We start from the raw sequence: 26,076 nt of genomic DNA, 5'->3' as shown, positions 1-26,076 counted from the left end.
ATTCTGGCAGCATCCAGGACCGCTGGGGTGGCATCGCGGCACGGCAACGAGGACGATGGCTCACCTCGAAGGCGCCGCGCGAATATCCGATTGATGAGTAGCATGGTCGAATGCGATCAATCGTGAGGGGCGTTGCCTGGGCGTTGATTCTTGGCGGTATCGTCGGTCAATTGTGGGGACCGGACGACCTGACGTTCGTCCCCCATCTGGTGATCGGCATCGCGCTGGTGTTCGCAGCGGCGAACCGCCGGCGTCGCGAGGAAACGGACTACACCGCCGTCATGCTGCAGAACGCGGGCTACGGGGATCCGGACGCGAAACTTCCCACCGGGGTGCAGGCGGCATCGACGAGGCGCAACCATCCCGGTCTCGCTTTCCTGGCGTGGCTCATCGTGCTCGCGCTGATTCTGTGGCCCATCAGGACGTCCCTCGTCGATCGGGTCAAGGATGCCACGGGGGCCGAGACGTTTTCGCAGATCTTCGACGATGAACCGTCCGACGGCGCCACCCACAATGTCGACTACTACTTCGACGATCCCGACGAGGTCGAACCAATCGAAGACGGCGCCTCCGCGACCGTCACGATTCCCGGCGCCCTCGAGGTGGACCCGGTTCTGGGTCTGCTATCGGCCGGCCTGCCCGATGTTGTGATCGCTTCCCTGGTAGGCCTATCCGATGCGTCCGCAGTCTCCCAGGTTCAGCTGGCCGCGCTGTCCGCGAGCATCTTCCCGTCCGGGGAGGACGATTCTGGCGACAGCGTAGACTATGCGTACGCCTACTTGTCCGGCGGCGGCACCACTGCCGGGGACCGGATCGAGTTGGGCCTGACTCGCGGTCGTCTGTCCACCGCAACGCATGCCTTTGACCCCGAAGTGATCGATGGCGACGTCGTCAGTGCCGTCGTGGCGGAAGCACGGAAGGACTACTTCGGCGAGAACGGCAGCGATCCCGCCTACCTCAGTGTTTCGGCCTTGCCGGCGGAGGATTTTGCCGACGATACCGGACCCATCGTTTACCTGGTTTCGGCCAGCGATTCGAGCGACGAGTCGGAACCCGTCAGCGCACTTTTCGACGCCGACGGCACCCGCATCGACTGATTCCGCTTGATCGGAAAAGTCGCGCTTCGGATGGTCCGGCATCGATGAGGCAATAACTTCACCCTTTGGCCGCGCGGAGCCACCTTTGAACCCCTGACGTTGCAATACGGCCATTTACTCTCACCGCGGTCATATTGGAGCCCCACGTCCACCACTGCGGTGGCGGGACTTCGCGCCCATTGGTATCGTGGGCCTGCACTCCCTGCGCGGACAACGTTGTCAGCGGCGGAGGTGCGTATCGGAAGATCGAGGAGGATCTCTGAATGAGGACTAGGTCACGCCGCTCGCGCTCGCTTGCAAATCTGGGCATTTCCGTGGGATTGACCCTCGTGCTGCCGCTGGGCTTCGTCGCGCCCGCCACGACCCCGGCAGCGGCCGCCGACGGCTCTGTGTCTGTGTGGCTGACCGAGGCCGACAACTCCTCGGGAGCACGCCTGGCCAAGCAGGCAGACTTGACGTGGGGAAGCAACTCCGGCGGCGTCGAAATCTCCATCAATGCGTCGCAGACCTACCAGTCGATCGTCGGCTTCGGTGCCTCGTTCACGGACTCCTCAAGTTACGTTGTCAACAAACTCTCGGAATCGAAGAAGACCGAGTGGTTCAACGACATGTTTACGAAGTCCTCGTCCTCCTCGGCCGGCATCGGGCTCACCTGGCTGCGACAGCCGCTTGGCGCGTCGGACTACATCGCTCCCGCAATCCGGAGCACGGTTCCCGCGACGGGCAACGTGTTCTACACCTATCAGGACAACCAAGCAGGCAACGTGGATATCAGTGCCGATAACCCGTCTATTGCGAACGTCGTACGAGCCAAGCAAATCAATCCCAGCATTGTGGTGGTCGGCACTCCGTGGAGCGCCCCCGGCTGGATGCGGGAGAACAACTCCATCCTCGGGAACGTCGGCGGCTCACTCAAGAGCGACAAGGAGGCGACTTACGCCTCCTATCTCGCCGAAGTCGCACAGCAGTACAAGGACCGCGGCGCCAACCTGGACTACATCACCATCCAGAACGAGCCCCAGTTTGCGCCGTCCTACCCGGGCATGATTATGGACGCCGCTCAGCAGGCGCGAGTGGCGAATAGCCTCGCGCCACAACTCGCGAGCAAGGGGTTGAACACGAAGATCCTGGGCTGGGACCACAATTGGGACGTACCTAGCTACCCCACGACGGTCCTCCAGCAGGCCGGGAGCAGCGTCGCCGGGACCGCGTGGCACTGCTATGCGGTCAACAAGCCCGGTGTGGGCGGCTATGACTCCGGAAGGCCGATCATCGACGCGTCCAAGCAGTCCGAGGTGCGAAACAACTTCACGAACAAAGACACTTTCCTCACAGAATGCTCCAGCACGGAATCAGCAAATCGCGACAACACATTCAAGGATTCGATCTGGTACCACATGTCCGTGGTTGCGATCCCCTCGCTCCGCAACTGGTCGCGTTCGCTGTCCTACTGGAACCTGGCGCTGGACAGCAACAATGGCCCCTATCCCAGCGGCTACAACATCTGCGACACCTGCACAGCACTGACCACCATCGATTCCAACTCGGCGTACAAGCGCGGGGCCCCCTACTATTTCCTGGGTCACTTCTCTAAGTTCGTCCAGCAGGGCGCGGTTCGTGTCGGATCGTCCGAGGAATCGAGCGCCGTGCAAAACGTCGCCTTCAAGAATCCGGATGGCACCTATGCCGTGGTCGTTCACAACGGCGGCGGCCCCCAGGACGTGCGGATCTCGTTCGACGGCAAGTCGATCAAGCGCCAGCTGGCCGCGAATACGATCGCCACGTTCACCTGGGGTACCCCCTCGCCGGTCGAACCCGCCGATCCCGAGGTCAGCGAATCCGACGGACCAATCGGCGCGATCGTGGGCCTCGGGTCCGCGAAGTGCCTGGATCTGCGCTCCGGCTCGGAGACTAAAGACAATGGCACAGCGATCCAGCAGTACGACTGCAACGGCACGCCGAAGGGGCAGCGCTGGCAGTATCGGGCCGGCACCGACAAGACGCTACGGATCCGCGGCAAATGCCTGACCACCGCCGCCGATAGTGTGGGTGCCAAGGCTGCGCTCTACGACTGCACCGCCTCGCGCACAAAGGCGTGGACCGTCTCCGGTGAGCGCATCACTTCACCCGCGGGGCTATGCCTGACCGTCCCAGGAAACTCCACTGCGAACGCCGTCGAGGTAGAACTCGCGACCTGTTCGGACGCGGCGGGGCAACGATGGCTCGTCCCTTCGACAACTGTGACCGGCAACGCCACCATCTATGCCACGCAGGCACCCACTCGATGCGTCGGAACCACCAACGGCACCGCTCTCGGCGCGCCGGTCCGCTCGATCCCCTGTGCCGGCGCGTCGGCGATTCTGCGGGCGGGTGACGGATCGCTGCGGCTCGGCGGCAAATGCGTCGCGTACCGCGCCGCGGATTCCTCGCAGTCCGCGGCGAACGGCAGCAAGTTGTTCCTCGCGTACTGCACCGGCCAGAACGAGCAGAAGTGGGATGTGAATCAGGACGGCACCATAGCTCTCCGCTCCGCCGCGCAATGCCTGGATCTGACGGATGGCGACACCACTTCCACAGTGCAATTGCAGACCTGGGAGTGCAGTCCGGGCAACGACAATCAGCGCTGGGGCACCACCGTCGTCAGCGGCGGCGGCACCGATCCCGGTACGGGCGGCGGCGATCAGGAACCCGGTACGGGCGACGGTGATCCCGGCGGAACCAACCCGGGCACCGGCGGAACCAACGGCACCAACTCATCGATCCAGGCAGAGAAGACCACCGAGACGGCTACGGGTACCACCACCTGGGCCACGAGCACCATCAAGATCGTCGCGTCCGGACTGGCCACCCGCGTCGGCAAGGCGGGACGCGTTCGCGTGCTTATCACGCAAGCGAACTCGGCTGCGGGTGGGCGCGTGACGCTGGACTTCGCTGGGCGAAAGGCATCTGCGTCCCTGCACCAGGGCGCCGCGGAATTCCGGCTACCGCGCGCGAATCGCGGCGGTCAGCAGCCGCTGAAGCTCACGTATCTTCCCGCCACGGGCACAACCATCACGACCATTGGCACGGTAAACGTGCGCAAGGCGACGGCGAAGATCTCGTCCGTAAAAATCAGCAAGGGCAGGTTCCACAAGGGCATACGTACCCGCGGAGCCGCAAGGATCTCCGTGCGCGTAACCGCTCCGAGCGGTGTCGCCGTCACGGGAAAGGTGACGCTGAAGGTCGGAAAGCGCAAACTGGCAACGGGGAAAGTCCGTCAGGTCGCTGGCAGATACATCGCGACCGTGAAGATCAAGGCGAAGTCCAAGAGGACTGCGGGCAGGATCACCGCCACCTACTCCGGCGACGCCAATGTGAATTCCACCACCAGGAAGACGGGATTGAAGGTCATCCGCTGACGAGCACCGGCCGGCAACGCGAGGCCGATCTGCGCGACTCGCTTACCATAGAAGGACCGCGCTGACTCAAAGGAGAGCCTCGTGAGCATTCGCTCGTCCGCGCTTTGCGCCTCCCTCGTACTCGCCGCAACCGTGACGGTCGGCGCTCCCTCGGCGTCCGCCAGCGGCGACGATGCGACGGTAAAAGTGTGGTTGACGGAGGGCTCGTCCTCCTCCGCGAACAGGCTGACTCGGCAGGCCGACCTGCACTGGGGCGCGCCAACCGACGGCGCGGTGGTGGTCAACTACGACCCCGCTCAGCGGCTCCAGGCGATCACGGGCTTCGGGGCATCATTCACCGACTCCGCCACCTCGAACGTGATGCGGCTGAATCCCGCGCAGCGCAGTCAACTCATGACGGAGCTGTTCAGCCCGACCGACGGCATCGGGCTGTCCATCCTGCGCCAGCCGATAGGGGCCTCGGACTTCGTGGATCCGCGCGGCCTGAGCGGCGAGAACGCGTTCTACACGTATCTCAACGGCACCACCATCGATGTGAGCCGAGACCAGGACAGCATCGACCTCGTCAAGCAGGCGACCGCGCTGCGCGGCGCCATGACCGTGATCGGATCGCCCTGGAGTCCTCCCGCGCAGTTCCGGCAGAGCGGGAGTCTGCTCGGCTCGATCCCCGCAAATGCGCTGATGCTGAATCACGAGCAGGACTACGCAGACTATCTGCGCGGGGTAGTGCAGGCATACGGCGCCAAGGGCGTTGCCATCGACTACCTAACCGTGCAGAACGAACCGCTCCATAATCCGGCCTACCCCGGCCTCCTCATGGGCGCGGACCAGCAGATCCGCGTTGTCGAGAAACTCTCGTCCTCGCTAACCGCGGCAGGGCTCGGCACCAGGATCCTGGGCTACGACCACAACTGGGACATCCCCTCCCAGGGCTGGAACGACGCTTCCTGGAGCGACTCGAACTCGGCCAACCCGGCGTACCCCGCTCAGGTGATGGCGGCGACGCAGCACCTGGCGAACGTCGCCGGGACGGCGCTGCACTGCTATGAGGGATTCCCGGGCAAGGCGGGGAACTCGTCCCTGCTCCACGACCGGTTCCCGACCAAGGAAATCCTGTGGACCGAATGCACGGGAACCGAGGGCGGCGACACGTTCCGCGACACGCTCGAGTACCACGGCTCCCGGACGCTGTTCACCGCCCTGCGCAATTGGTCACAGTCGATCGTCTTCTGGAACATCGCGCTCAACGAGTCGGGCGGCCCTCTGCCGAGCGGGGGCGGCGTGAGCGTGTTTCAGAACTGTTCGGGTCTCGTCACAGTCAAGAACGATGCGACGCAGGGCTATACCAAGAACGTCGGGTACTACCTGCTGGGGCACTTCTCGAAGTTCGTGCAGCCCGGTGCGCGCGTGCTCGCCAGCGACGATGTCACCAAGCCCATGGGCAACGGGAACAACGACACCGAGGTGAGCAATGCCGTGTTCGAGAACCCGGACGGCACCTTCGCGGCCGTGCTCTACAACGACACCCAGGAGTTGGGCAACCCGGGGGCATCTAGCAGGCTCGTGAGCCTGACCGGGCCGAAGGGAACCGTGTCGTTCACGATGCCGGGCAACTCGATGGTCACCCTGACCTGGGGCACGCCCCGTGCGAACCCGGACCCGGATCCGGTACTGACCGCCGTGGCGGCGCCCGCTATCTCCGGAACCGCCGGGGTGGGCGGGACTCTTCGCGCCACGCCTGGGCGCTATTCCATCGCGCCCACCGCGCTGTCGTACCAGTGGCTCCGCGGTACATCGGCGATCCGCGGGGCGACAAGAGCGACCTATTCGCCTGTTGCCGCAGACCGCGGCAAGCGGCTCGCCGTGCGGGTGACCGCGAGACGCGGCACGACGACGGTGGTGCACGCCAGTAGCGCCACCGCCGCGATCGCGTATGGCAAGATCACCGTCAAGAAGAAACCCCGCGCCCTGGTCGGCAAGAAGGCCGCAACGAGGGTGAAGGTCGGCCAGAAACTCAAGGCCGACAAGGGTAGCTATGCGGTCGCCCGGGTGAAGGTGACGTACCAGTGGCTGCGCGGGAAAAAGGCGATCAAGGGCGCGAAGAAGGCCACGTTCAAGGTGACCGCCAAGGATCGCGGCGCGCGCATCACGCTGCGCGTGACGGTCGCGAAGCCCGGCTACAAGACGGTGCGCGTCGTCAGTCGGGCGATTCGGGTTCGTTAGCCGAGACCCTCGTGTGGAGACGGGCGCCCGCCTCGTCGAAGATGCTCAGCACCTCCGCCGGCCCGCCACCCGTGGCCGACATGGCGTGCGGGATCTGGGTATCGAACTCGGCGGCCTCGCCCACCTCGAGGATCGTCTCTTGTCCGCCTAGATCGAGCCGAAGGCGGCCAGAGAGGACGTAGAGCCATTCCCTGCCCGTGTGCGTCTTGGGGGTTGGCCGAGCGGCACGGTGCGGGTAGGTGATCTTGGCCGTCTGGGTCGGGGATTCCTCGGGCGACAGGCGGGCAATCACCATGCCGTCGCGGCGGATGATGGGCCGGCGCACGCGCGGATCGGGTGCTGTGGTGCGGACGAGGGCATCAAGGCTCACCCCCAAATGTTTGACGATGGGCAGCAGCACCTCCAGGCCGGCCTGGCGTTTGCCGGATTCGAGCCGCGACAGTGTGCTGGCGGAGATACCCGTTCGCGTCGCAAGAGCCTCCAGCGTCAAGTCGCGTGCAATACGCGCCGCCCGGAGCCTCGGTCCAAGGAGAGCTAATTCGTCCATCGCCACCACTTTAGTTTGCCATATCAGCAAACTTGTATGCTCCCAAAGCAATTTATGGCGAGACTCGGAGCATGACAACACATCAGCCCAAGCGTCCCGCGACCCGAGGCCATGGCGGCAGTAGCCACAGATCTGCCGACGAGTCGCAGACGAGCAGCGACCCCACCCAGTTCTGGCAGGATCGCTACGGCCAATCCGATCGAATCTGGTCGGGCAAGCCCAACGCGATCGTCGAGGAGATCGCGTCTCGTCTCCCCGCGGGTCGGGCACTCGACCTCGGCTGCGGAGAGGGCGGGGACGCCGTCTGGCTGGCGACGCGAGGATGGCAGGTCGCCGGTGTCGACATCTCCGAGATAGCGATAGGGCGCGCCCGTGCGGCAGCCCTGGAAGCAGGCGTCGCCGCCCGCACCCAGTTCATTGCCGCGGACCTCACCACATTCGAGTTCGGCCGCCCGTTCGACCTCGTCATGTCCAGCTTCTTCCACTCCCCCGTCGCCCTGGAACGAACTGAGATCCTGCGCCGCAGCGCCGAGACGGTGGCACCGGGCGGGCATTTCCTGCTCCTCACGCACGCGGCCTTCCCGCCGTGGGCTACCTCCCCCGACCGTGAGACGCATCGCCTCCTGAGCCCGGCCGAAGACCTCGCCGCGCTCGACCTCGCGCCCGATAGTTGGCACGTCGACGTCGCCGAGACCAGGCCGCGCATGGCGACAGGCCCCGACGGCTCCGAGGCGGAAATCGACGACGGAGTGCTACTGCTCACGCGGCGATGAGGAAACACGCCGAATCGACCCGGACTGCCATGCCTGGCGCGCACCGGATGCGGGCCTCAAGATTGCGACGTAGCGTGTGATTCTCCGGTTGCGCATCGAGTATCGAGGGGGCTAACGATGAACACTTCGCCAGACCAGGGGGCCGCCATGGCGCGGGCAGCGCAGGTGGACCAGCTCGTCTTCCAGGACCCCGTGTCGCGCTATCCCGCGATCGAGCCACCCCGGCAGCACCAGCCGGAACCCGGCTTGGACCGCGACCTGCAGCCGCGGGCCGATCTCGGAGAGCATTCGTATCGTGGCACCGGAAGGCTGATCGGCCGCAAGGCGCTGATCACCGGCGCGGATTCGGGCATCGGCGCGGCGACGGCCATCGCCTTCGCCCGCGAGGGCGCCGACGTGGCCCTGTCGTATCTGCCCAGCGAGGAGCCGGATGCTCGCCGGATCATCGAGTTCATTGAGGCCGAGGGGCGCACCGCTGTGGCCCTGCCCGGCGACCTGAGTGAGGACGACTACAGCGCCGGACTGGTCACGCGTGCCGTGGAAGGGCTGGGCGGGCTGGACATCCTGGTCAACAACGCGGGCAAGCAGATCGCCATCGAATCCCTGGCCGATCTCACGGACGAGCAGATCGCGACGACGTTCAAGGTCAATATCGAGGTCATGTTCCGACTGAGCCGAGAGGCCATCCGCTACCTGCCCGCGGGCTCCTCGATCATCAACACAACATCTATTCAGGCGTACAAGCCATCCGCGACCCTCCTGGACTACGCCTCCACGAAGGCCGCGATCAACACGTTCACCAAAGGGCTTGCCCAGCAGCTCGCCCCGCGTGGCATCCGCGTGAATGCCGTTGCCCCGGGTCCGATCTGGACCCCTCTCCAACCCTCGGACGGCCAGCCGATCGAGCATCTGCCGGAGTTTGGCCACAACACCCCGCTGGGGCGCGCCGGCCAGCCCACCGAGGTAGCGGCCGCATACGTGTTCCTCGCCTCGCCGGAATCGAGTTACGTGCTGGGTGAGACGCTCAACGTCAACGGCGGCACGCCCTCGCCTTGACCGTTCGTGGCTCCGCAGGCGCCGGTGGACGGCGCCGTCCCCACGACGAAGAAGCGAGAACTGCAGATGACCCGGCCACGGTTCCCCGCCCTAGCGGCCATCGTCATGGCGATGCTGATGGGTGCTTGTGCTCCCGTCGGCCAGAATGCCCCCGACGTGATCGAGGAATCGGTCTCGCAGGCCCATGGCGCGACCGCTACCGCGACGCTCACCATCGACCTGCTTGAGGCGCGCCGTCTTACCGACGCGGCCGCTGAAACAGCGATCGGCGACGCGCTGGTATCGGCGCACGATGCCGAGCGATCACTCGCGGCACTCGCCGTCACCTCCGAGCAGGACGATGCCCGCCGTCAGGCGGCTCTTTCCGCGGTTCAGCAAGCGACCCGCGCGATCGTGGCGGCATCGCCTGCCGTGAGCGAGGTGCGAGGGGAGGCGCCCGCTACCGTAGTCGGCCGGCTTCGGATCGCCGACGACGCGCTGTCGACGGTGGGCGGTGGCGACCGATGAAGAAACTCCTTGGGGTGGCACTCGGGGTGCTGACCGCGATTGGCGGATTCCTCGACATCGGGGACCTCGTCACCAACGCAGTGGTCGGATCCAGGTTCGGCCTCTCCCTGGCGTGGGTGGTGGTCGTCGGAGTCATCGGCATCTGCGTGTTCGCCCAGATGTCCGGGCGGGTCGCTGCGGTCAGCGGCCGGGCCACCTTCGAGATCATCCGCGAGCGCCTGGGCCCGCGGGTGGGCGGTGCCAATCTGGTCGCCTCATTCCTGATCAACCTGCTCACGCTGACCGCGGAGATCGGCGGCATCGCGCTCGCTCTCCAACTCGCCAGCGACATCCAGCCCAAGTTGTGGATACCCGTTGCAGCGTTCGCCGTGTGGCTGGTGCTGTGGCGGGTGAAGTTCCAGGTGATGGAGAACGTCACCGGGCTGCTGGGTCTGTGCCTCGTGGTGTTCGCGGTCGCACTGTTCCTCCTCGGGCCCGACTGGTCGGAGCTCGCCTCGCAGGCGCTGACCCCCGCGATCCCCGGCGGGGAGGGTTCGGCAGTCTACTGGTACTACGCGGTGGCGCTCTTCGGCGCGGCGATGACGCCCTACGAGGTCTTCTTCTTCTCCTCCGGCGCCGTCGAAGAGGGCTGGTCGGTCAAGGACCTCGGACAGTCTCGCATCAACGTGCTGATCGGTTTCCCCCTGGGCGGACTGCTCTCCATCGCCATCGCGGCGTGCGCTGCGGTCGTCCTGCTACCAGCGGGGATCGACGTCTCGTCGCTGTCGCAGGTCGTGCTGCCCGTCGCGGAGGCGGGCGGAAAACTGGCATTGGTCATCGTGATCCTGGGTATCTTCGCCGCAACCTTCGGCGCGGCCCTCGAGACCTCCCTGTCGAGCGGGTACACCGTGGCCCAGTTCTTCGGCTGGTCGTGGGGAAAGTTCCGGAAGCCGGCGCAGGCGGCGCGGTTCCATCTCACGATGATCATCGCTCTTCTGATCGCGATCGGGGTGTTGCTGACTGGCGTCGACCCCGTCGCCGTGACCGAGTACTCGGTCGTTTTCTCTGCCGTCGCGCTACCGCTGACATACATCCCGATACTCCTCGTGGCGAACGATCCCGGCTACATGGGCAAGCACGTCAATGGCCGAGTCACGAACGCCGTCGCCATGGTCTATCTGGTGATCATCATGGTGGCATCCCTGGCGGCGATACCGCTGATGATCATCACAGGAGCGGGAGCATGACCAAGAACCAGGAACTGCCGCATCCGCCCGCGCCTGGGGGGCGGATCATCGACGCCCGCCTGCACCTGCTCAGTAGGCAGGTGCACGATGTCGATGATGCGCCAGTGACCACCGTGGATGACCTGGAACTCGTCGGTCCGGTGGCGGAGGATGCGGGGCCGGGTGCCGTGGCCGACGGGACACGACCCGCTTACGTACACGCGCTGCTCAGCGGTGCGGCGCTCGCGACCCGCGTACTGGGCGGACGAGCGCCGGACTCCCGGTGGCACCGGATTCCGTGGAGCCTGGTCACGGAGGTAGGAACCCTAGTCCGACTCGGGACTCGCGGCGAGGATCTGGATGTCACCTGGACCGAACGATGGATACGCGATCGCCTGATCGCCCGAATCCCGGGAGGAAAGCATGATCCTCAGTGACTTACTCGACCGGCCCGTCCGAGATGGCAACGGACGAACGCTGGGGCACTGCGTCGACGCGCGGTTCGTGCTGGAGCCGGGCGATGATGAGGTCGCCCTGGGTCGCCTCCGCCTCGTGGGGCTCATCGTCAGTCCTCGCACGCGCACGTCGTTCATGGGCTTCGAACGCACGTCCCTGACTGCGCCTTGGCCGCTGGCGCAGTTGCTGCGCCGCCGGCACAAGGGCACGTTCCTGGCTCTGTGGTCGCACGTCGCAGCGGTCGAACCCGAAGTGGTCACCCTCGCCGAGGACTACATCGCCTACGACCCCAGCCTGAGCGGAGACGACCAATGACCACGACGACGCCCGCGCGCGTACGCCTCGTCACGCGCACTGCCAGCGGACCCGTACCCGCCCTCCTCGCCAACGATGTGAACGAGGCGCTGACCGCGGTACGCGCCTGGCCCGACACCCCGCGGCCGGGCGAGGGCGCAACGGCTGAGCTCTGGGAGACCCTGGCCACCGTAGCGGCCACGGATCTGGCGGTGGCACGCGCGGTCGAGCCGCATCTCGACGCGCTGGCGATCCTGCATCAGGCGGGGGTGACGGAGTTCGCCCGTGTCCCTCCCGCGCAACTGACATGGGGAGTGTTCGCTGCCGAGGGACCGGCCGGCCGAGTACTCGCGACGCCGGGCAACCACTCAGACGAAACCTGGCGGCTGACCGGCGCCAAGCCCTGGTGCTCGCTGGCCGACCGCCTGGACGCCGCATTGATCACGGCATTCGTGCCGTCGGGAGAGCGCCGGCTGTTCGCCATCGACCTGCGCGCGGGCGGCATTACGCTGTCGACGGACCGCTGGGTCTCTCGCGGATTGAGCGAGATCCCCAGTGTGGGCATCGCCTTGGCGAACGTTGCAGGCCGCCCGGTGGGAGACACGGGCTGGTACCTGACCCGGCCAGGATTCGAATGGGGCGGAATGGGCGTCGCTGCCTGCTGGTATGGCGGAGCCGTTGGTCTGGCGCGAACCGTGTTTGCCGCGGTTTCCGAGCGCGACGACCAGGACCTCCTCATGGCCGGACTCGGACGCATCGATGAGCAGCTGACCGCCGCCCGTACCGCGCTTGCGCACGCGGCCGGACTCGTCGATGGCGAGCAGGGCCGCCGGCGCGAGGTCATGCGCGTGGCCGCCAAACGGGTGCGCGCCGTCGTAGCCCGCGCGTGCGAGGACGTCCTCGCGACCAGCGCGCATGTGCTAGGCCCGGCGCCCTTGACCATGGACGAGGACCACGCGAAGCGGGTCGCCGACCTGCAGGTCTACGTGCGCCAGCATCACGGCGAGCGCGATCTGGCGGCGCTGGGCCGAGCACTCGTGACGGACGGACCGGCCCCATGGTGACGTTCGACGGGCGCGCGGCAGGCCGCGAACCTGCCCAGTGGGACCGCAGGATCGCCGATTTCGCGCCCCTGCGGCTGATCCCCGGTGGACGCACGCTCGTCGTCGCGGCCCACCCGGACGACGAGAGCCTAGGCGCGGCGGGTCTGATCTCCCGACTGACCGGTCAGGGATACCTCGTCGAGGTCGTCATCGTGACGGACGGCGGCGGCTCGCATCCGGGATCGCCCGCGTTGACGCGGCGGGCACTCACGGCGCAGAGGATGGACGAGAGCCGACGCGCCGCCCTCCTCCTGGCTGCGGAACTGGAACCCGTCTTTCTCGGGCATCCCGATGGCGAGGTTCGCGAACACCGTGATGCCGTGTTGCGGGACCTTCGCGTGGCCGCGGGCGGATCGCCGCTCGAGGGCGTCCCACCGGCGAGCAGGATCGTCACCACCTGGCGGGGGGACGGGCACCGAGACCATCGCATCGTGGGGGAACTGTGCGCCCTGCTGGCCGACGAGTTAGGCGCCGAATTGCTCGAGTATCCGATCTGGCTCTGGCACTGGGGCAACGCCGACGACGCGGACATCCCATGGGACCGATTCCGATCGCTGACCCTCAGCGATCGGGAAGCCGTGGTCAAGCACCGCGCCATCGCGGCGCATCTGAGCCAGATCGCACCCATCGGGGATGATCCCGCCGACTCGGCTATGCTGCACCCGCGATTCCTGCAGAACTTCGACCGAGACGTCGAGGTCTACGTCGTGGCGCCGCAACCCGCGCAGGGCAGGCAGGAACGGGAGGGAAGCGATTCGTCACCCCCGGAGCAGGGCCTAGGCGCTCCCTACTTCGATGACCTTTACGCACGCAAGGCGGATCCGTGGGGGTATGCGGACCGCTGGTACGAGCAACGCAAACGCGACGTCCTGATGGCCACCCTCCCTCATCAGCGCCTCGGCCGCGTGCTGGAGATCGGTTGCTCCATCGGCGTGCTCACCAGGTGCCTGGCCCGGCGTGCCGATTCAGTGGTCGCGATGGACGTGTCGCACGTCGCGATCGACCTCGCCCGTCAGAACCTGACCGACCTGACCAATGTGGATCTGCGCGTCGGCGATCTTCGCACGACGCTACCGCGCGGATCGTTCGACACGATCGTGATCTCGGAGGTCGGATATTATCTGGCGGTGGCGGAGTTGCAACGATTCGCAGGCACAATCTCGGCTCTACTTGCTCCCGGTGGCTCGCTGGTGCTGTGCCACTGGCGGCATCCCGTAGCCGACTATCCGCTTTCGGGCGATGAGGTGCACGCCATCGTGAGCGACATCTTGCCGATACGACCCATGGTCCGGCACCGCGAAGAGGACTTCCTGCTCGACCTGTTCAGCACCGACGAGCGCTCCGTGGCGATGCGGACGGGCCTCCTGTGAGAGCCATCCGGCATGTGCTCATTGCCGTCCCAGCGCACGACGAGGCGGAACTTCTGCCACGCTGCATCGCGTCGATCGGCGCGGCGCGACAGCCAGCGCAACGCGCCGGGATGAGTGTCGACGTGGTCATCGTCCTAGATGACTGCACGGACGATTCGGCCGCTCAAGTGAAGTCTTCCCGCGTGGAAGGATTGCGCGTCGAACACATCCGCGCCAACTCGGTCGGCGCCGCACGGGCCCACGGGATACGCCGAGGGCTGGCGGCTTCGATGGCGCCGCCAGAAGCGACGTGGATCGCCTGCACGGACGCCGACTCGGAGGTTCCGCCCAACTGGATCATCAGCCAGGTGGCCCTCGCGAATCGCGGAGCCGACCTGGTGATCGGAACCGTGCGGCCGGATCCTACCGACTTGTCAGCGGAGCAGATCGTCGCCTGGCAGGCCACGAGGAACCTCGATCACCCCAATGGCCACGTTCATGGGGCGAACCTGGGCATGCGCGCCCAGTCATACCTCGCCGCTGGCGGATTCGGGCGGGACCGCGTGCACGAGGACGTCAATCTGGTTGCCCGCATCCGGGCCCTACCCGCGATCACGGTGGTCGCCTCCGCCGAGGCGGACGTGCTCACCTCGGGGCGACGAGACGCGCGCGCTCCGGACGGTTACGCGCGATATCTGCATCGCGACCTGCTCCGCGAGACCCGCGAACCGGTCCTCTAGGGGAACTCGATCCTGAATGTTGCCCTGCCGACCATCGGGCGGGATGTCACCGCCTCGACGACCACGTTGCAATGGGTGGTCGGGGCGTATGCGGTGACCTTCGGCGGGCTAATGCTCGTCTTCGGCCCGCTGGCCGATCGCGTCGGACGGCGCTCGATCATGCTCGTCGGGCTCGTGCTGCTCGCGTTGGCCAGCGCCGCCACGATCCTCGTCACCACTGCGTGGCAACTCATCGCGATCCGCGCCGTCATGGGCGTAGCGGCTGCGATGACGACCCCAGGATCGCTAGCCCTCGCCTTCAGGCTGTTCAGCGACGACCGATTGCGCGCTCATCACGCCCCCGATCTCCCGATTCGGCTTCTCCAGGACGGCATGGCTGAGCGCCAGCGCGGTGGTGTGCGGGCTCGCCGTGTATGCCGCGCTCGGACGACTCGGCTACATCTGGGTCGCAGTGGCCCTCGTCCTCGTCGCGGCGGGCATGCGCGTGGTCGGCGTGGTGGCCGGCACGAACGTGATGCGCGGCCTGCCGGAGAATCGCACCACCATCGGAGCGGCGCTCGTCGACACCTCCAGCGAGGTCGCCATTGGGATAGGGATCGCCGTGAGCGGCACCATCCTCGCGGCCGTCTTCGCCGGTTCGATGGCGGCGGCCGACTTCAGTGCGCAGCAGGCCGCCGGGTTCCGGCACGGAATCACCCTTGCCGCGCTCACCCTGACGCTCTTGTCCGGCGCGCTCGTTGGCTATGGCGTCGTCCGTAGCCCGCGTTCCGGCATCCATGCGACCAGCGCGCAGAGTTGATATCGCCCGATCCGGTTCAGGAGGGTCGCCGGGTCGGACGGAACGCCTCGCTATGGTTGGCTCATGCATATCGGCATCCTGATCTTTGACGAGGTGGAGGTCCTCGATGCCTGCGGACCGTTCGAGGTCTTCTCGGTGGCGGCTCGCCTGCAAGGCAAGGACCGCGACCCCGAAGCAATCAAGGTGACGCTCGTCTCCGCCTACCCGGAGCGCGCGGTCGTCGTGGCTCGCGGCGGGCTCAAACTGACGGCCGATACGACCATCGCCGATGCGCCGCCGTTCAGCCTCCTGCTGGTCCCGGGTGGGGTCACCGCCGAGGTTGAACGAGACCCGCGCGTGATCGAATGGATCGCCGAGCGCTCGTCCACACCGATCGTGGCCTCCGTCTGCACGGGCGCGTTCCTGCTGGCCGAAGCGGGAATCCTCACCAACCAGACCGTGACAACGCACTGGGAGGACCAGGCCGAACTCGCCGCTCGCTACCCCGGCCTGACCGTGGTCGGGGGACTGCGGTGGGTGCAGCAGGGGCGAATCTTCACCTCTGCGGGCATCTCGGCCGGCATCGATCTGGCGCTTCACCTCACGGGTTTGGCGGATCCCGGTTTGCCGACCAGGGTCGCCCGGCAGATGGACTACGCCTGGCAGGCAGAGGGCGAGTAGATCGCGGGGCCGCTGCGCGCGAGATCCACTACGGCACTCGGGCGGTCCACTCCGGGCTGCGGAACTTCGATCTCATCAGTTCGTCGGTGCGCGACAACTCGGCCGCGGTCAGCTCGCCGTCGACAGTCGGGTAGCGAGCGCGGAAGGTGTCGAGGAACTTGGCGATGACCTCGTCCCGGGGGAGGTGCGTCTGCGAGCGGACGGGATCGACGCGCTTGTTGGCGCTTTTGGTCCCCTTGTCGCTCAGTTTCTCGCGACCGATCCGCAGTACCTGCAGCATCTTGTCCGCATCGATGTCGTAGGCCATCGTGACGTGGTGAAGCACCGCGCCCGGCCCGCCATCGCGCGGCGCGAACCTCTTCTGCGCGGCGCCCGCGATCTTCCCCGCCGGGGACGCGATGTCGTTGAGCCCCGCGTAGCGCGCTTGCACCCCGACGCTGCCGAGTGCCTCGAGCACCCAATCGTCCAGGAAGGCATACGACTGCTCAAAGCTCATGCCATCCACCAGTGAGGCGGGCACCACGAGCGAGAACGTGATGCAGTTGTTCGCCTCCATGAACATCGCCCCGCCCCCGGAGATCCGCCGCACGACCTCGACGTCCAGTTCGCGTGCCGCCTCCGCATCGACCTCGTTGCGCAGCGACTGGAACGAGCCGATCACGACGGCTGCGGAGTCCCAATACCAGAAGCGCAGGCTCGGCCCGCGCCGCCCGGCTGCCGTCTCCTCGCCGAGGACCTCGTCCAGCGCGGCGTGCCAGGGCGGCGGCATCGTGCCCGTGTCGAGAAAGTCGAAAGTGTGGTCCTGCCAACCCGAGGCATGCCCGAGCGCGCGGCGCACCGCCATCGCAACCGCGTGGGCGTCGAAGCCGACCATCGTCACCGGCACGCCGAACGCCGCATCCTGCTCGGCTCTGGCAATGGCCTCCGTGATCGCTGCGGCGAGCGCGCCCGACGGAGCGTCTGCGCTCTGCCCTACGAGAGCCCGGTCGATGACGGCGAGCGCCTCGTCCGGATCGAGAAAGAAATCGCCGCTGACGTGCACGTCCACGAGCCGGTCGCCAGTCACATCGAGGTCGACGGCCACGAGCTTCCCGCCGGGAACCTTGTACTCACCACGCATGATTTCGAGCCTACGCCCACGCCTCGGCGATTCAGACGGGGATCGGCGTGACGTGCGTTACGCCCGCAGGCACTAGCCGGAGCCGAGCTCGAGGCGCGGCCAGTGCGCGAAGTCCGCGCGTAGCCGCCGGTCGTGGCTCGCCACGATCACTGCCGCTGGCGTCTCGCGAAGTGCCGCGCTGAGCTCGTCGACCAGGTCGATGGAGAGGTGGTTGGTCGGCTCGTCCAGGATCAGGATGTGCGGCGCGGCGATGAGCGCCCGGATCAACTCGAAGCGGCGCCGCTGCCCGGTCGAGAGTTCCGCCAGCGGGACCGACATCTGCTCCGGCGCCAACAGTCCGGTCGAGTAGGCGGGCACGATCTCGGCGGGATCCAGCCCGCCCTCGGCGAGTAGCCGGTAGACCTCTCGGGTGGCCTCGTCCTCGCCCGTCGTCGCGGAGGATTCGGGCTCCCGTAGCGGGCCGTCTTGGACGAGCACTCCCACACGAACTCCCTCCGCCCGCTCCAGGCGGACCTGGTCACGCACGATCTGCCCGGCCAGCAGGCGCAGGAGAGTCGATTTCCCCGAGCCGTTGGGCCCGGTCACGAGCAGCCGCTCACCGGCGGCTATCTCAAGCGGGGTGCCGACAAGTTCCGACAGGATCGATGAGCCGCCGCGTGTTCCGAGCGGACGGTCGACCACCGCACGCAGCAACGGCCGCGCTCGATCCTGCCCTGGCGGGTGCGCGGGCAAGGCGGGCAGCGCGAACTCCGGCGGCGGCTGGGGAACGGGGATCGAATCCGCCTCAATGCGTTCCAGTTGACGGTCGGCGGCCCTGACGTGGGTGCGTGCGCGGGTTCCGCGGCGGTGCTTCTGGCTGCCCTTGGGCGGGCGCCATTCGTCCGAGAGGCCCTCGTACGATCGGTCGCGCACCCGCTCCAGGTGGGCCTCGCGTCTGCGCTGCGCCTGGTATTGACGGCGCCATCGGACGAGTTCGGTGTCGCGGGCCTGGCGGAATCGCTCGTAGCCGATGGCCCCGTAGCACTGCGGGGTGCCTGTGCGGGACGGGCTGAGGTCGAGGTATTGCGTCGCGACGTCATCCAGCAGCTTGCGGTCGTGAGTGACCATCGCGACAGCGCCGGGCCAGTCATGTAGGACGCCGGTTACGAAGTCGATCGCGGCGTCATCGAGGTGATTGGTGGGCTCGTCGAGCAGCAGCACGTCGTCGCGGCGAGCCAGCGCGCAGGCGAGCCTGACCCGGTAGCGTTCGCCCACGGAGAGCCCGTCAAGCCGCCGGTCGTGCTCCGCGGGAGCGTCGAGACGGGTCAGATACTGCTGCGTGCGGCGTTCCGAATCCCAGGGCGCAAGCCATTCGAGCCGCCGCGTGACGGCGGCTAGTTCCGTCAGATCGCCGGTGAGATGGTCGAAGTCCGCCATCGCTTCCTGAAGTTCGGCGGCCGCGGCGCGCACATCGGCTAGGGATTCAAGGACGAGGTCCCGGGTGGTCCTATCGCCCGGGTCGAGGTCCTGTGGGACATAGGTCAACGTGCCGCGCGCGGCGACTGTGCCCGCACTCGGTTCAAGCTCGCCCGCCAGCAGTCGCAGGAGCGTGGTCTTTCCCGCCCCGTTCTCGCCGACGATCCCGATCCGGCCGCCCTCGACGAGGTGGAACGAGACGCCCGTCAGGATCTGGGCGGACGGATACGCGAAACCGAGGTCGCGGGCCGAGATCAGTTCGCGCCGGGCAGTCATGGTTTCAGCCTAGGCGGTGGCGCGGGGCGGGGAATACTTCGCCCCGGCGAAGTGCTCTGGGTTAAGTGAAGAAAATCGGATTCCTGTCTTTCGGTCACTTGCACCCGCGCTCCCTGACCCGCACCGGAGCCGAGGCGCTCCGCCAGAGCGTTGAACTCGCGGTGGCCGCCGAGGAGGTCGGGATCGATGGCGCCTACTTCCGGGTGCATCATTTCGCTCGTCAGCTCGCCTCGCCGTTCCCCCTGCTGACGGCAATCGGGGCGCGGACCAGCCGCATCGAGATCGGCACGGGCGTGATCGACATGCGCTATGAGAACCCGCTCTACATGGCCGAGACGGCGGCCGCGGCCGATTTGCTCAGTGGTGAACGGCTGCAACTCGGTATCTCACGAGGCTCCCCCGAGACGGTGGTGGACGGGTACCGCGTGTTCGGGAACGTCCCGCCCGCCGGCACCACGGACGAGGACATGGCAATGCGGCACACCGATGCTTTCCTCGCGGCCATCTCCGGCGCGAAGCTGGCGCAGTCGGATCCCGCTCGAACGGGGGTCACGGGCGCAGTAGCCATCGAGCCTCGCTCGCAGACCCTGCGCGATCGCATCTGGTGGGGGTCCGGTTCTCGGGGTTCAGCCATCCGCACGGCGGAACTGGGCATGAACCTGATGAGTTCGACGCTCCTGACCGAGGACACCGGGGTCCCGTTCGACGAGCTCCAGGCAGAGCAGATCCACATGTACCGCGAGGCCTTCGCCGCCGCCGACTGGGGTCGCACGCCGCGCGTATCTGTGTCGCGCTCCATCATCCCGCTGGTATCCGACGTGGACCGGCACTACTTCGGCCGCCGGAGTGAACAGGATTCGGAGCAGGTCGGTTATATCGACGTGGGTCAGATCGCCCGATTCGGCAAGTCATACATCGGCGAGCCCGACGTGATCGCGGAGGAACTCGCGCGCGATGCCGCAGTCCAGGAGGCCGATACGGTGCTCGTGACCGTGCCGAACCAGTTGGGAGTCGACTACAACGCCGCCCTGCTGGAGAACATCGTCAAGCACGTTGCCCCCGCTGCGGGCTGGCGCTGAGGTGATTGCCGCGACGTAGCCGATGGCTTTCGGCGCGCGCGCCCGTCGCGCGCGCGGACGTCAGCGGGTGCGGTCACCCGCAGGATCCGGGAGGCGAACCGCGCGGGAGAAGGCAGCACGGACTACTGGCACCAGCGGTTGATCGACTCCGAGCTGGGAGCGACCGCGGGACCGGTGGCCGTCCGCGCCACACACGACGTCAGCCTCAAGACTCCGCCGCAGAGCACGATCCCACCGCTTCCGCTTCACGGTCCCGTCCCGCCAGTTTCCGCAGGCCCCTCGGTGCCCACGCAACGCGCCGTTCCGCCTCAGCCGCCCTACCAGCAGCCCGCGTCCAATTGGCAGGACAATGCGCGCGCGCCCGAGGAGCCGTTCGACTTTCCCGACCTGAAGTTCTAGGTACGATTCCCGGCACTTGCCCGGACGCTGTGGCGCGAGCGTCAATCAGTCGCGAAGAACCACCTGGCCGAGGCCCAGTTGCGGCTCCTGGAAACTCATCGCGGCCGCGAGCGCGCAGCGGTACTCGTCCGTCGTACCGTCCGGCCGAACCGTCTGCAGCACGTGGTCGGTTACCCCGTACTCATCGCGCAGCAGCGCGGTGAGCCGCTCCACATCGGCCGTAGACAGAACAGTCGGGTCAACCGTGGTGCGGACCTGGACGTCGACCCCCGCGGCCAGTACCAGTTCCAGCGATTCGTAGGCCGGACGAGCACTCCCTTGCCGCCTGGTGATCTGGTCGAACTTGTCGGGTGTCGCTTTGATGTCGAGGCCCACCCAATCGGTGTAGGGCAGGGCGGCAGCGAGGCGCTTGGGGAACGCCCCGCCCGTGTGCAGCCCCACCCCGTAGCCGAGCGCGCGCACATGCCGCATCGCGGCTGGTAGGCACGCCTGGCGGGTCGGTTCGCCGCCGGAGAAGACGACGCCGTCCAGTAGCCCGCGACGCTTGCCCAGCAATAGCCGCACCTCGCTCCACGCGACCTTTCCGGGTTGCCGCGGGTCGAGGATCGTGAAGTTGTGGCAGTACGTGCAGCGCCAGGGACAGCCCTGCAGGAACAGCGTCGCCACGAGCTTGTCCGGCCAGTCGCACGTGGACAGCTTTGACCATCCGGCGATCGCTATCTCGTCCGCGATTGGCATGCCACCTCCCTATGCCCGAGTGGCGAGCGCCGACGCGTGCTCGTTCGCCGCCGCCTCCTGGAACGGGGTCCGCTCGTAGAACTCGCCCTTCTTCCCGACATTGAAGGAGGCGACAGGCCGGTGGTAGCCCATGACACGGGTCCACACCTCGCACACCTGCGGTTCGCGATCGGGGTGCTGCAGCGCGCATTTGGGGCACGTCTGCTGCTCGCCTTCCAGGTAGCCGTGGCTGGGGCAGACGGAGAAGGTCGGGGTGATCGTGATGTAGGGGAGCCGGAAGTTGGCCAGGGAGCGGCGAACGAGGTTGCGGCAGGCCTCGGCGGACGAGATCTTCTCCGACATGTACAAGTGCAGCACCGTGCCGCCGGTGTACTTGCCCTGCAACTCCTCCTGGCGTTCGAGCGCCTCGAAGGGGTCGTCCGTGTAGGCGACGGGCAACTGGGAGGAGTTGGTGTAGTACGGATTCTGATCTGTCCCCGCCTGCAGGATGCCGGGGAAGCGCGCGCGGTCCTCCTTGGCGAACCGGTACGTGGTGCCCTCCGCCGGGGTGGCCTCCAGGTTGTAGAGGTTGCCCGTCTCCTCCTGGAACTCGACCATGCGGGAGCGCACGTGATCGAGCAGCCGCACGGCCATTGCGTGCCCTTCCGGCGCCGTGAGGTCGTAGGCGTCGGAGGTGAAGTTGCGGATCATCTCGTTGATGCCGTTGACGCCGATGGTGGAGAAGTGGGAGTTGAGGTTGCCGAGGTAGCGGCGGGTGTACGGGAAGAGCCCGTTGTCGATGTAGTGCTGGACGGTGGTGCGCTTGAGTTCGAGCGAGGTCTTGGCCAGGTCGAGCAGCCGATCGAGCGCCGCGTACAGGCCGGGCTCGTCGCCCGCGTGCTGGTAGCCGAGGCGGGCGCAGTTGACCGTGACGACACCGATGGAGCCGGTCTGCTCCGCCGATCCGAACAGGCCGTTGCCGCGCTTGAGGAGTTCGCGCAGATCGAGTTGGAGGCGGCAGCACATGGACCGCACGTCCCCGGGGTTCATATCCGAGTTGATGAAGTTCTGGAAGTACGGCAGCCCGTACTTGGCGGTCATGGCGAACAAGCGGGCGGCGTTGGCGGACTCCCAGGGGAAGTCCTCGGTGATGTTGTAGGTCGGGATGGGGAACGTGAAGACTCGTCCGGAGGCGTCTCCCTCGGTCATCACCTCGATGTAGGCGCGGTTGATGAGGTCCATCTCGTGCTGCAGCTCGCCGTAGGTGAAGTCCATGACCTTGTCGTCGATCAGCGGGTATTCGTCGCGCAGGTCGGCCGGGCAGGTCCAGTCGAAGGTGAGGTTGGTGAACGGCGTCTGGGTGCCCCAGCGCGAGGGAACGTTGAGGTTGTAGATGAGTTCCTGGATGTTCTGACGAATCTCCTCGTAGCTCATGTCGTCCTTGCGCACGTACGGCGCCATGTACGTGTCGAAGGACGAGAACGCCTGCGCGCCGGCCCACTCGTTCTGCATCGTGCCGAGGAAGTTGACCACCTGACCCACCGCTGACGACATGTGCTTGGGCGGGTTCGACTCGACGCGGCCGGGAACGCCGTTGAATCCTTGCTGGAGCAGGTTCTTGAGGGACCACCCGGCGCAGTAGCCGCCGAAAACGTCGAGGTCGTGGATGTGATAGGCGCCGTCGCGGTGCGCCTGCCCGACCTCAGGGGGATAGACCTCGGACAACCAGTAGTTGGCCGTGACCTTGCCCGCAGTGTTGAGGATGAGGCCGCCGAGTGAGTACCCCTGGTTGGCATTCGCGTTCACTCGCCAGTCCGTCTGATCGAGGTATTCGCGCATGGTTTCGCGGACATCTACGAGGTTCTGGTTCCCAGCCTTGGCTGGCGCGGAAGGACGAACTGATCCCATGACGTACTCCTGTCTTGTCAGGTGCGACGGAACGACGGCCCATTGCGGCTCAACCACAACATCTAGTGGCGAATTACATCGTTGTTACTAGATATTGGACCCTCATGGGTCCGGTGGGTTCCTACCTTCGACCCTTGACAAACGGTGCGCACGGCATTCGGAGCCGAAATCCGCGCCGACTGACGTAGCGAACCCGGCGTGTCTGCGCGGCTCGCGGTCGCGTCGGACCGCAGGAAACGTCTGGCACCGCATGGGTCCGGCGCGCGGGCGCGGCGGATCGCAGCGGGCCAAGTCCGTAGCGAGCCGAGTCCGTAGCGAGCGGCACGCGGCGCGGGCACCAAGCCCGCCGGTCGCCGAGACGCCCGAATCGGTCTGCGCGCGTTAACGACGGCGCGACCGTGCCACGATAGTGGGCGATGACCCAGGCAGATGAACTCTTGAGCGCGCTCCGCGTCCGCACCGGCGAGGCGGGCCAGGTGCGCCACGTGGAGTTCGTTCCGGGCCGGGCGGGCGAGTTCGCGGACTGGCCCACGTGGGCGGACGAGGACATCGTCGCTGGCCTAGACCGTCGCGGCGTGGGGCGACCGTGGCGCCATCAGGTCTCCGGCGCCGAGGCGATCAAGGCGGGTCGCGTCACGGCGCTCGCAACGGGGACCGGGTCGGGTAAGTCACTGGCGTACTGGCTACCCGTCCTCAGCACCATCCGCGCCTCGAAGCGGGATCGGTCGCTGAATCGCATCAGCGAACTGGGTGGTGCGAGCGCGATCTACCTCTCGCCCACCAAGGCGCTCGCGGCAGACCAGCTCACATCGCTGCGCGAACTGCTGCGCGCGTCTGAGGTCGATGACGTCACGGCCGATGCCTGCGACGGCGATACACCGTTCGAGGCACGCGACTGGATACGGGCGCACAGCGACATCGTGCTGACGAATCCCGATTTCCTGCACTTCACGCTGCTGTCGAACCACGAACGCTGGACCAGGCTGCTGCGCTCGCTGCGATACGTGATCGTGGACGAGGCCCACGCCTACCGCGGCCTTTTCGGCGCGCATCTCGCCCTCGTCCTGCGCCGCCTACAGCGCGTGGCCGCGCACTATGCCCAGCCCACCGATCCGCCGCTGACGTTTGTGATCGCGAGCGCCACGAGCGCGGATCCTGCGCTGACCGCTTCCGCCCTGACCGGCGTCGTACGCGATCGGATCGTGGTCGTGGATGCCGATTCCGCCCCCACCGGGGATCGAGTCTTCGCACTGTGGCAGCCGCCCATCGTCGTAGACCCGGAGGCGATCGCGGCCGGCGAGGCGCTAGCCGATTCCGACGCAGACTTGGACGGCGATGCACCCGGCGGTTCCCTGCCGCAGGGCGGTGACAACGTGCGCAGGTCCGCGATAGCGGAGGCCGGGATGCTCACGGGAGAACTCGTCCGACTCGGGGCGCGCCTGCTGACCTTCACCCGCTCCCGCCGGGGCGCCGAGACCGTGGCGGCGGTCGCCCGCGACACTGCGCAACTGGCGGGCCAGAGCGGGCGCCGGATCTCGGCCTACCGGGGCGGCTACCTCCCCGAAGAGCGGCGGGCTCTCGAAGCCGCGATCTCCTCGGGGGAGATCCGCGCCCTGGCAACGACGAACGCGCTGGAACTGGGTATCGACATCTCCGGGCTGGACGCGACGATCATCGCCGGTTGGCCCGGATCTCGCGCGTCGATCTGGCAGCAGGCGGGACGAGCGGGCCGGGCGGGGAGGGCCGGGCTCGTCATCCTCGTGGCCCGCCAGGACCCGCTCGACAACTATCTGCTGGACCGCCCCGAGTCGCTGTTCGGAGAACCGGTCGAGGCGAGCGTGCTCGACCCGTCGAACCAATACGTCCTCGGGCCTCACCTGTGCGCGGCGGCGTCGGAACTGCCACTCACTGCCGAGGATCTGACGAGATTCGGGACCTCGGCACAGCGCGTCGTGGACGAACTCACTGCGGGCGGATTCCTGCGCAAACGCGGATCGCGCTGGTTCTGGCAGCCGGCCGAACCCGCGACCGCGCTCACCGACCTGCGCGGCGCTGGCGACGGGACCGTCACGATCATCGAGGAGGACAGCGGGACCGTCATCGGGACGATTGACGCAGCAGGGGCGGACAGCGCGGTCCATGCGGGCGCTATCTACGTCCACCAGGGCCAGACCTTCCAGGTGCTCTGGTACGAGCCGAGCGATCATGTGGCGGCGGTACGCCGCGCAGGTGTGGACTATCACACCTGGGCCAGATCGGTGACGCGCATGGAGATTCTGCAGACCACCCGGACGTCCGCATCGGCGAGCGGTGACCTCACCTGGAACTTAGGCGACGTGCTGGTCACCTCGCAGGTGATCGAGTTCGAACGCAAGCGGAATCTCGACAACATTCCGCTGGGCCGGTGGCCGCTGGAACTGCCGGAGCGATCGCTGGAGACCGCGGCGGTGTGGTGGACCATGTCCGCCACGATGATCGACTCGCTGGGGCTGGCGCGCGCCGATATCCCCGGCGCACTGCACGCGGCCGAGCACGCGGCTATCGGCGTGCTGCCGCTCCTGGCGACGTGCGACCGTACCGACATCGGCGGCCTGTCGACGGCGTGGCACGAGCAGACCGACACCGCCACGATCTTCCTCCACGACGGGGCTGCGGGCGGTGCAGGGTTCGCCGAGCGCGCCTTCCACCTCGCCCGGACGTGGCTCGAGGCGACGGCCGAGGTGATCGAGCGCTGCACCTGCAAGGCAGGCTGTCCCGCCTGCGTGCAATCGCCCAAGTGCGGTAACGGTAACTCGCCCCTGCACAAGATCGGTGCCCTCAAGCTCTTGCGGGCCGTCTGCGAGGCTCTACCCGCGAGCGACGCCGAGGCAAGCGCTGGCACCGCAACGACCTCGAATGGCAGTGAGGCCTGATCG

Annotated in this window: 22 protein-coding genes and 1 pseudogene; 18 read left to right on the top strand and 5 right to left on the bottom strand. The window is 67.0% G+C overall.

Annotated elements, in window-relative coordinates; all coding sequences use genetic code 11:
- Positions 1 to 110 precede the first annotated feature (110 nt).
- The 3 genes from FB461_RS00500 to FB461_RS00490 all read left to right on the top strand — a co-directional run bounded on the left by FB461_RS00500 (position 111) and on the right by FB461_RS00490 (position 6,718).
- Entirely contained in the window at positions 111 to 1,097 is a 987-nt protein-coding gene (locus FB461_RS00500) for a hypothetical protein (protein WP_142117959.1), read from the top strand.
- 263 nt (positions 1,098 to 1,360) lie between these two features.
- A complete protein-coding gene (locus tag FB461_RS00495; protein ID WP_142117957.1) occupies positions 1,361 to 4,495 on the top strand; it encodes a ricin-type beta-trefoil lectin domain protein in 3,135 nt (1,044 codons plus the stop codon).
- Between the two features lie 81 nt (positions 4,496 to 4,576).
- Positions 4,577 to 6,718 (top strand): glycoside hydrolase, encoded by a 2,142-nt coding sequence (locus FB461_RS00490; protein ID WP_142117955.1) that lies wholly within the window; start codon positions 4,577 to 4,579, stop codon positions 6,716 to 6,718.
- Here FB461_RS00490 and FB461_RS00485 read toward each other — a convergent pair.
- The gene (locus FB461_RS00485) at positions 6,693 to 7,265 is read right to left on the bottom strand and encodes a helix-turn-helix domain-containing protein (RefSeq protein ID WP_142117952.1); all 573 of its coding nucleotides are present in this window, start codon (positions 7,263 to 7,265) and stop codon (positions 6,693 to 6,695) included. The two genes, FB461_RS00490 and FB461_RS00485, sit on opposite strands and share 26 nt — an antisense overlap.
- 71 nt (positions 7,266 to 7,336) lie before the next feature.
- On the opposite strand from FB461_RS00485, the gene FB461_RS00480 reads away from it, so the two are divergent.
- The 12 genes and pseudogenes from FB461_RS00480 to FB461_RS00430 all read left to right on the top strand — a co-directional run bounded on the left by FB461_RS00480 (position 7,337) and on the right by FB461_RS00430 (position 16,207).
- Positions 7,337 to 8,038, top strand: a complete 702-nt coding sequence (locus FB461_RS00480) for a class I SAM-dependent methyltransferase (protein WP_142117950.1) — start codon at positions 7,337 to 7,339, stop codon at positions 8,036 to 8,038.
- Positions 8,039 to 8,155: 117 nt separating this feature from the next.
- Positions 8,156 to 9,094, top strand: coding sequence for an SDR family oxidoreductase (locus FB461_RS00475; protein ID WP_281282053.1), 939 nt, complete (start codon positions 8,156 to 8,158; stop codon positions 9,092 to 9,094).
- 6 nt (positions 9,095 to 9,100) lie between these two features.
- The gene (locus tag FB461_RS00470) at positions 9,101 to 9,601 is read left to right on the top strand and encodes a hypothetical protein (RefSeq protein ID WP_142117948.1); all 501 of its coding nucleotides are present in this window, start codon (positions 9,101 to 9,103) and stop codon (positions 9,599 to 9,601) included.
- The gene (locus tag FB461_RS00465) at positions 9,598 to 10,827 is read left to right on the top strand and encodes an Nramp family divalent metal transporter (protein ID WP_142117946.1); all 1,230 of its coding nucleotides are present in this window, start codon (positions 9,598 to 9,600) and stop codon (positions 10,825 to 10,827) included. Before FB461_RS00470 ends, FB461_RS00465 begins: the two co-directional genes overlap by 4 nt.
- Positions 10,824 to 11,243, top strand: a complete 420-nt coding sequence (locus tag FB461_RS00460; RefSeq protein ID WP_142117944.1) for a hypothetical protein — start codon at positions 10,824 to 10,826, stop codon at positions 11,241 to 11,243. Before FB461_RS00465 ends, FB461_RS00460 begins: the two co-directional genes overlap by 4 nt.
- A complete protein-coding gene (locus FB461_RS00455) occupies positions 11,230 to 11,577 on the top strand; it encodes a PRC-barrel domain-containing protein (protein ID WP_142117942.1) in 348 nt (115 codons plus the stop codon). The genes FB461_RS00460 and FB461_RS00455 overlap by 14 nt, the downstream gene beginning before the upstream one ends.
- Positions 11,574 to 12,620 (top strand): acyl-CoA dehydrogenase, encoded by a 1,047-nt coding sequence (locus FB461_RS00450; protein WP_142117940.1) that lies wholly within the window; start codon positions 11,574 to 11,576, stop codon positions 12,618 to 12,620. The genes FB461_RS00455 and FB461_RS00450 overlap by 4 nt, the downstream gene beginning before the upstream one ends.
- Positions 12,614 to 14,029: a PIG-L family deacetylase gene (locus tag FB461_RS00445; RefSeq protein WP_142117938.1), complete on the top strand. Its 1,416-nt coding sequence runs from the start codon at positions 12,614 to 12,616 to the stop codon at positions 14,027 to 14,029. Before FB461_RS00450 ends, FB461_RS00445 begins: the two co-directional genes overlap by 7 nt.
- Positions 14,030 to 14,043: 14 nt before the next feature.
- Positions 14,044 to 14,748, top strand: a complete 705-nt coding sequence (locus tag FB461_RS00440) for a glycosyltransferase family 2 protein (protein WP_246045933.1) — start codon at positions 14,044 to 14,046, stop codon at positions 14,746 to 14,748.
- Between the two features lie 9 nt (positions 14,749 to 14,757).
- Positions 14,758 to 15,015: pseudogene (locus FB461_RS12205) on the top strand (MFS transporter); the annotation flags it as partial.
- 142 nt (positions 15,016 to 15,157) lie between these two features.
- Positions 15,158 to 15,547, top strand: a complete 390-nt coding sequence (locus FB461_RS12200; protein ID WP_246046147.1) for a hypothetical protein — start codon at positions 15,158 to 15,160, stop codon at positions 15,545 to 15,547.
- Positions 15,548 to 15,610: 63 nt separating this feature from the next.
- Entirely contained in the window at positions 15,611 to 16,207 is a 597-nt protein-coding gene (locus FB461_RS00430; RefSeq protein ID WP_142117936.1) for a DJ-1/PfpI family protein, read from the top strand.
- A 28-nt stretch (positions 16,208 to 16,235) separates the two neighbouring features.
- Here FB461_RS00430 and lplB read toward each other — a convergent pair whose 3' ends face one another.
- Both lplB and FB461_RS00420 read right to left on the bottom strand, forming a co-directional pair.
- Positions 16,236 to 17,327: a lipoate-protein ligase small subunit gene (lplB, locus tag FB461_RS00425; RefSeq protein WP_142117934.1), complete on the bottom strand. Its 1,092-nt coding sequence runs from the start codon at positions 17,325 to 17,327 to the stop codon at positions 16,236 to 16,238.
- Positions 17,328 to 17,399: 72 nt separating this feature from the next.
- A complete protein-coding gene (locus FB461_RS00420; protein ID WP_142117932.1) occupies positions 17,400 to 19,058 on the bottom strand; it encodes an ABC-F family ATP-binding cassette domain-containing protein in 1,659 nt (552 codons plus the stop codon).
- Between the two features lie 65 nt (positions 19,059 to 19,123).
- Here FB461_RS00420 and FB461_RS00415 point away from each other — a divergent pair, with 65 nt between their 5' ends.
- Positions 19,124 to 20,137 carry an LLM class flavin-dependent oxidoreductase gene (locus tag FB461_RS00415; protein WP_142117930.1) on the top strand — a complete coding sequence of 338 codons (1,014 nt, stop codon included), beginning with the start codon at positions 19,124 to 19,126 and terminating at the stop codon, positions 20,135 to 20,137.
- Positions 20,138 to 20,275: 138 nt separating this feature from the next.
- The gene (locus tag FB461_RS00410; protein ID WP_142117928.1) at positions 20,276 to 20,536 is read left to right on the top strand and encodes a hypothetical protein; all 261 of its coding nucleotides are present in this window, start codon (positions 20,276 to 20,278) and stop codon (positions 20,534 to 20,536) included.
- A gap of 45 nt (positions 20,537 to 20,581) precedes the next feature.
- Here the strand turns inward: FB461_RS00410 and FB461_RS00405 are convergent, their stop codons facing one another.
- Together FB461_RS00405 and FB461_RS00400 are read right to left on the bottom strand one after the other, a co-directional pair.
- On the bottom strand, positions 20,582 to 21,274 hold the full coding sequence (locus FB461_RS00405) for an anaerobic ribonucleoside-triphosphate reductase activating protein (RefSeq protein WP_142117926.1): 693 nt from the start codon (positions 21,272 to 21,274) through the stop codon (positions 20,582 to 20,584).
- A 9-nt stretch (positions 21,275 to 21,283) separates the two neighbouring features.
- Positions 21,284 to 23,161 carry a ribonucleoside triphosphate reductase gene (locus tag FB461_RS00400; protein ID WP_142117924.1) on the bottom strand — a complete coding sequence of 626 codons (1,878 nt, stop codon included), beginning with the start codon at positions 23,159 to 23,161 and terminating at the stop codon, positions 21,284 to 21,286.
- A 416-nt stretch (positions 23,162 to 23,577) separates the two neighbouring features.
- Between FB461_RS00400 and FB461_RS00395 the strand changes: the two genes are divergently transcribed.
- Positions 23,578 to 26,073 (top strand): DEAD/DEAH box helicase, encoded by a 2,496-nt coding sequence (locus tag FB461_RS00395; RefSeq protein ID WP_142117922.1) that lies wholly within the window; start codon positions 23,578 to 23,580, stop codon positions 26,071 to 26,073.
- Positions 26,074 to 26,076 lie beyond the last annotated feature (3 nt).

The organism is Rarobacter faecitabidus (assembly GCF_006716265.1).
GTDB classification, from domain to species: Bacteria; Actinomycetota; Actinomycetes; order Actinomycetales; family Cellulomonadaceae; genus Rarobacter; species Rarobacter faecitabidus.
The sequence above is the reverse complement of the archived record's forward strand: the minus strand, read 5'-3'. Positions and strand labels throughout refer to the sequence as shown.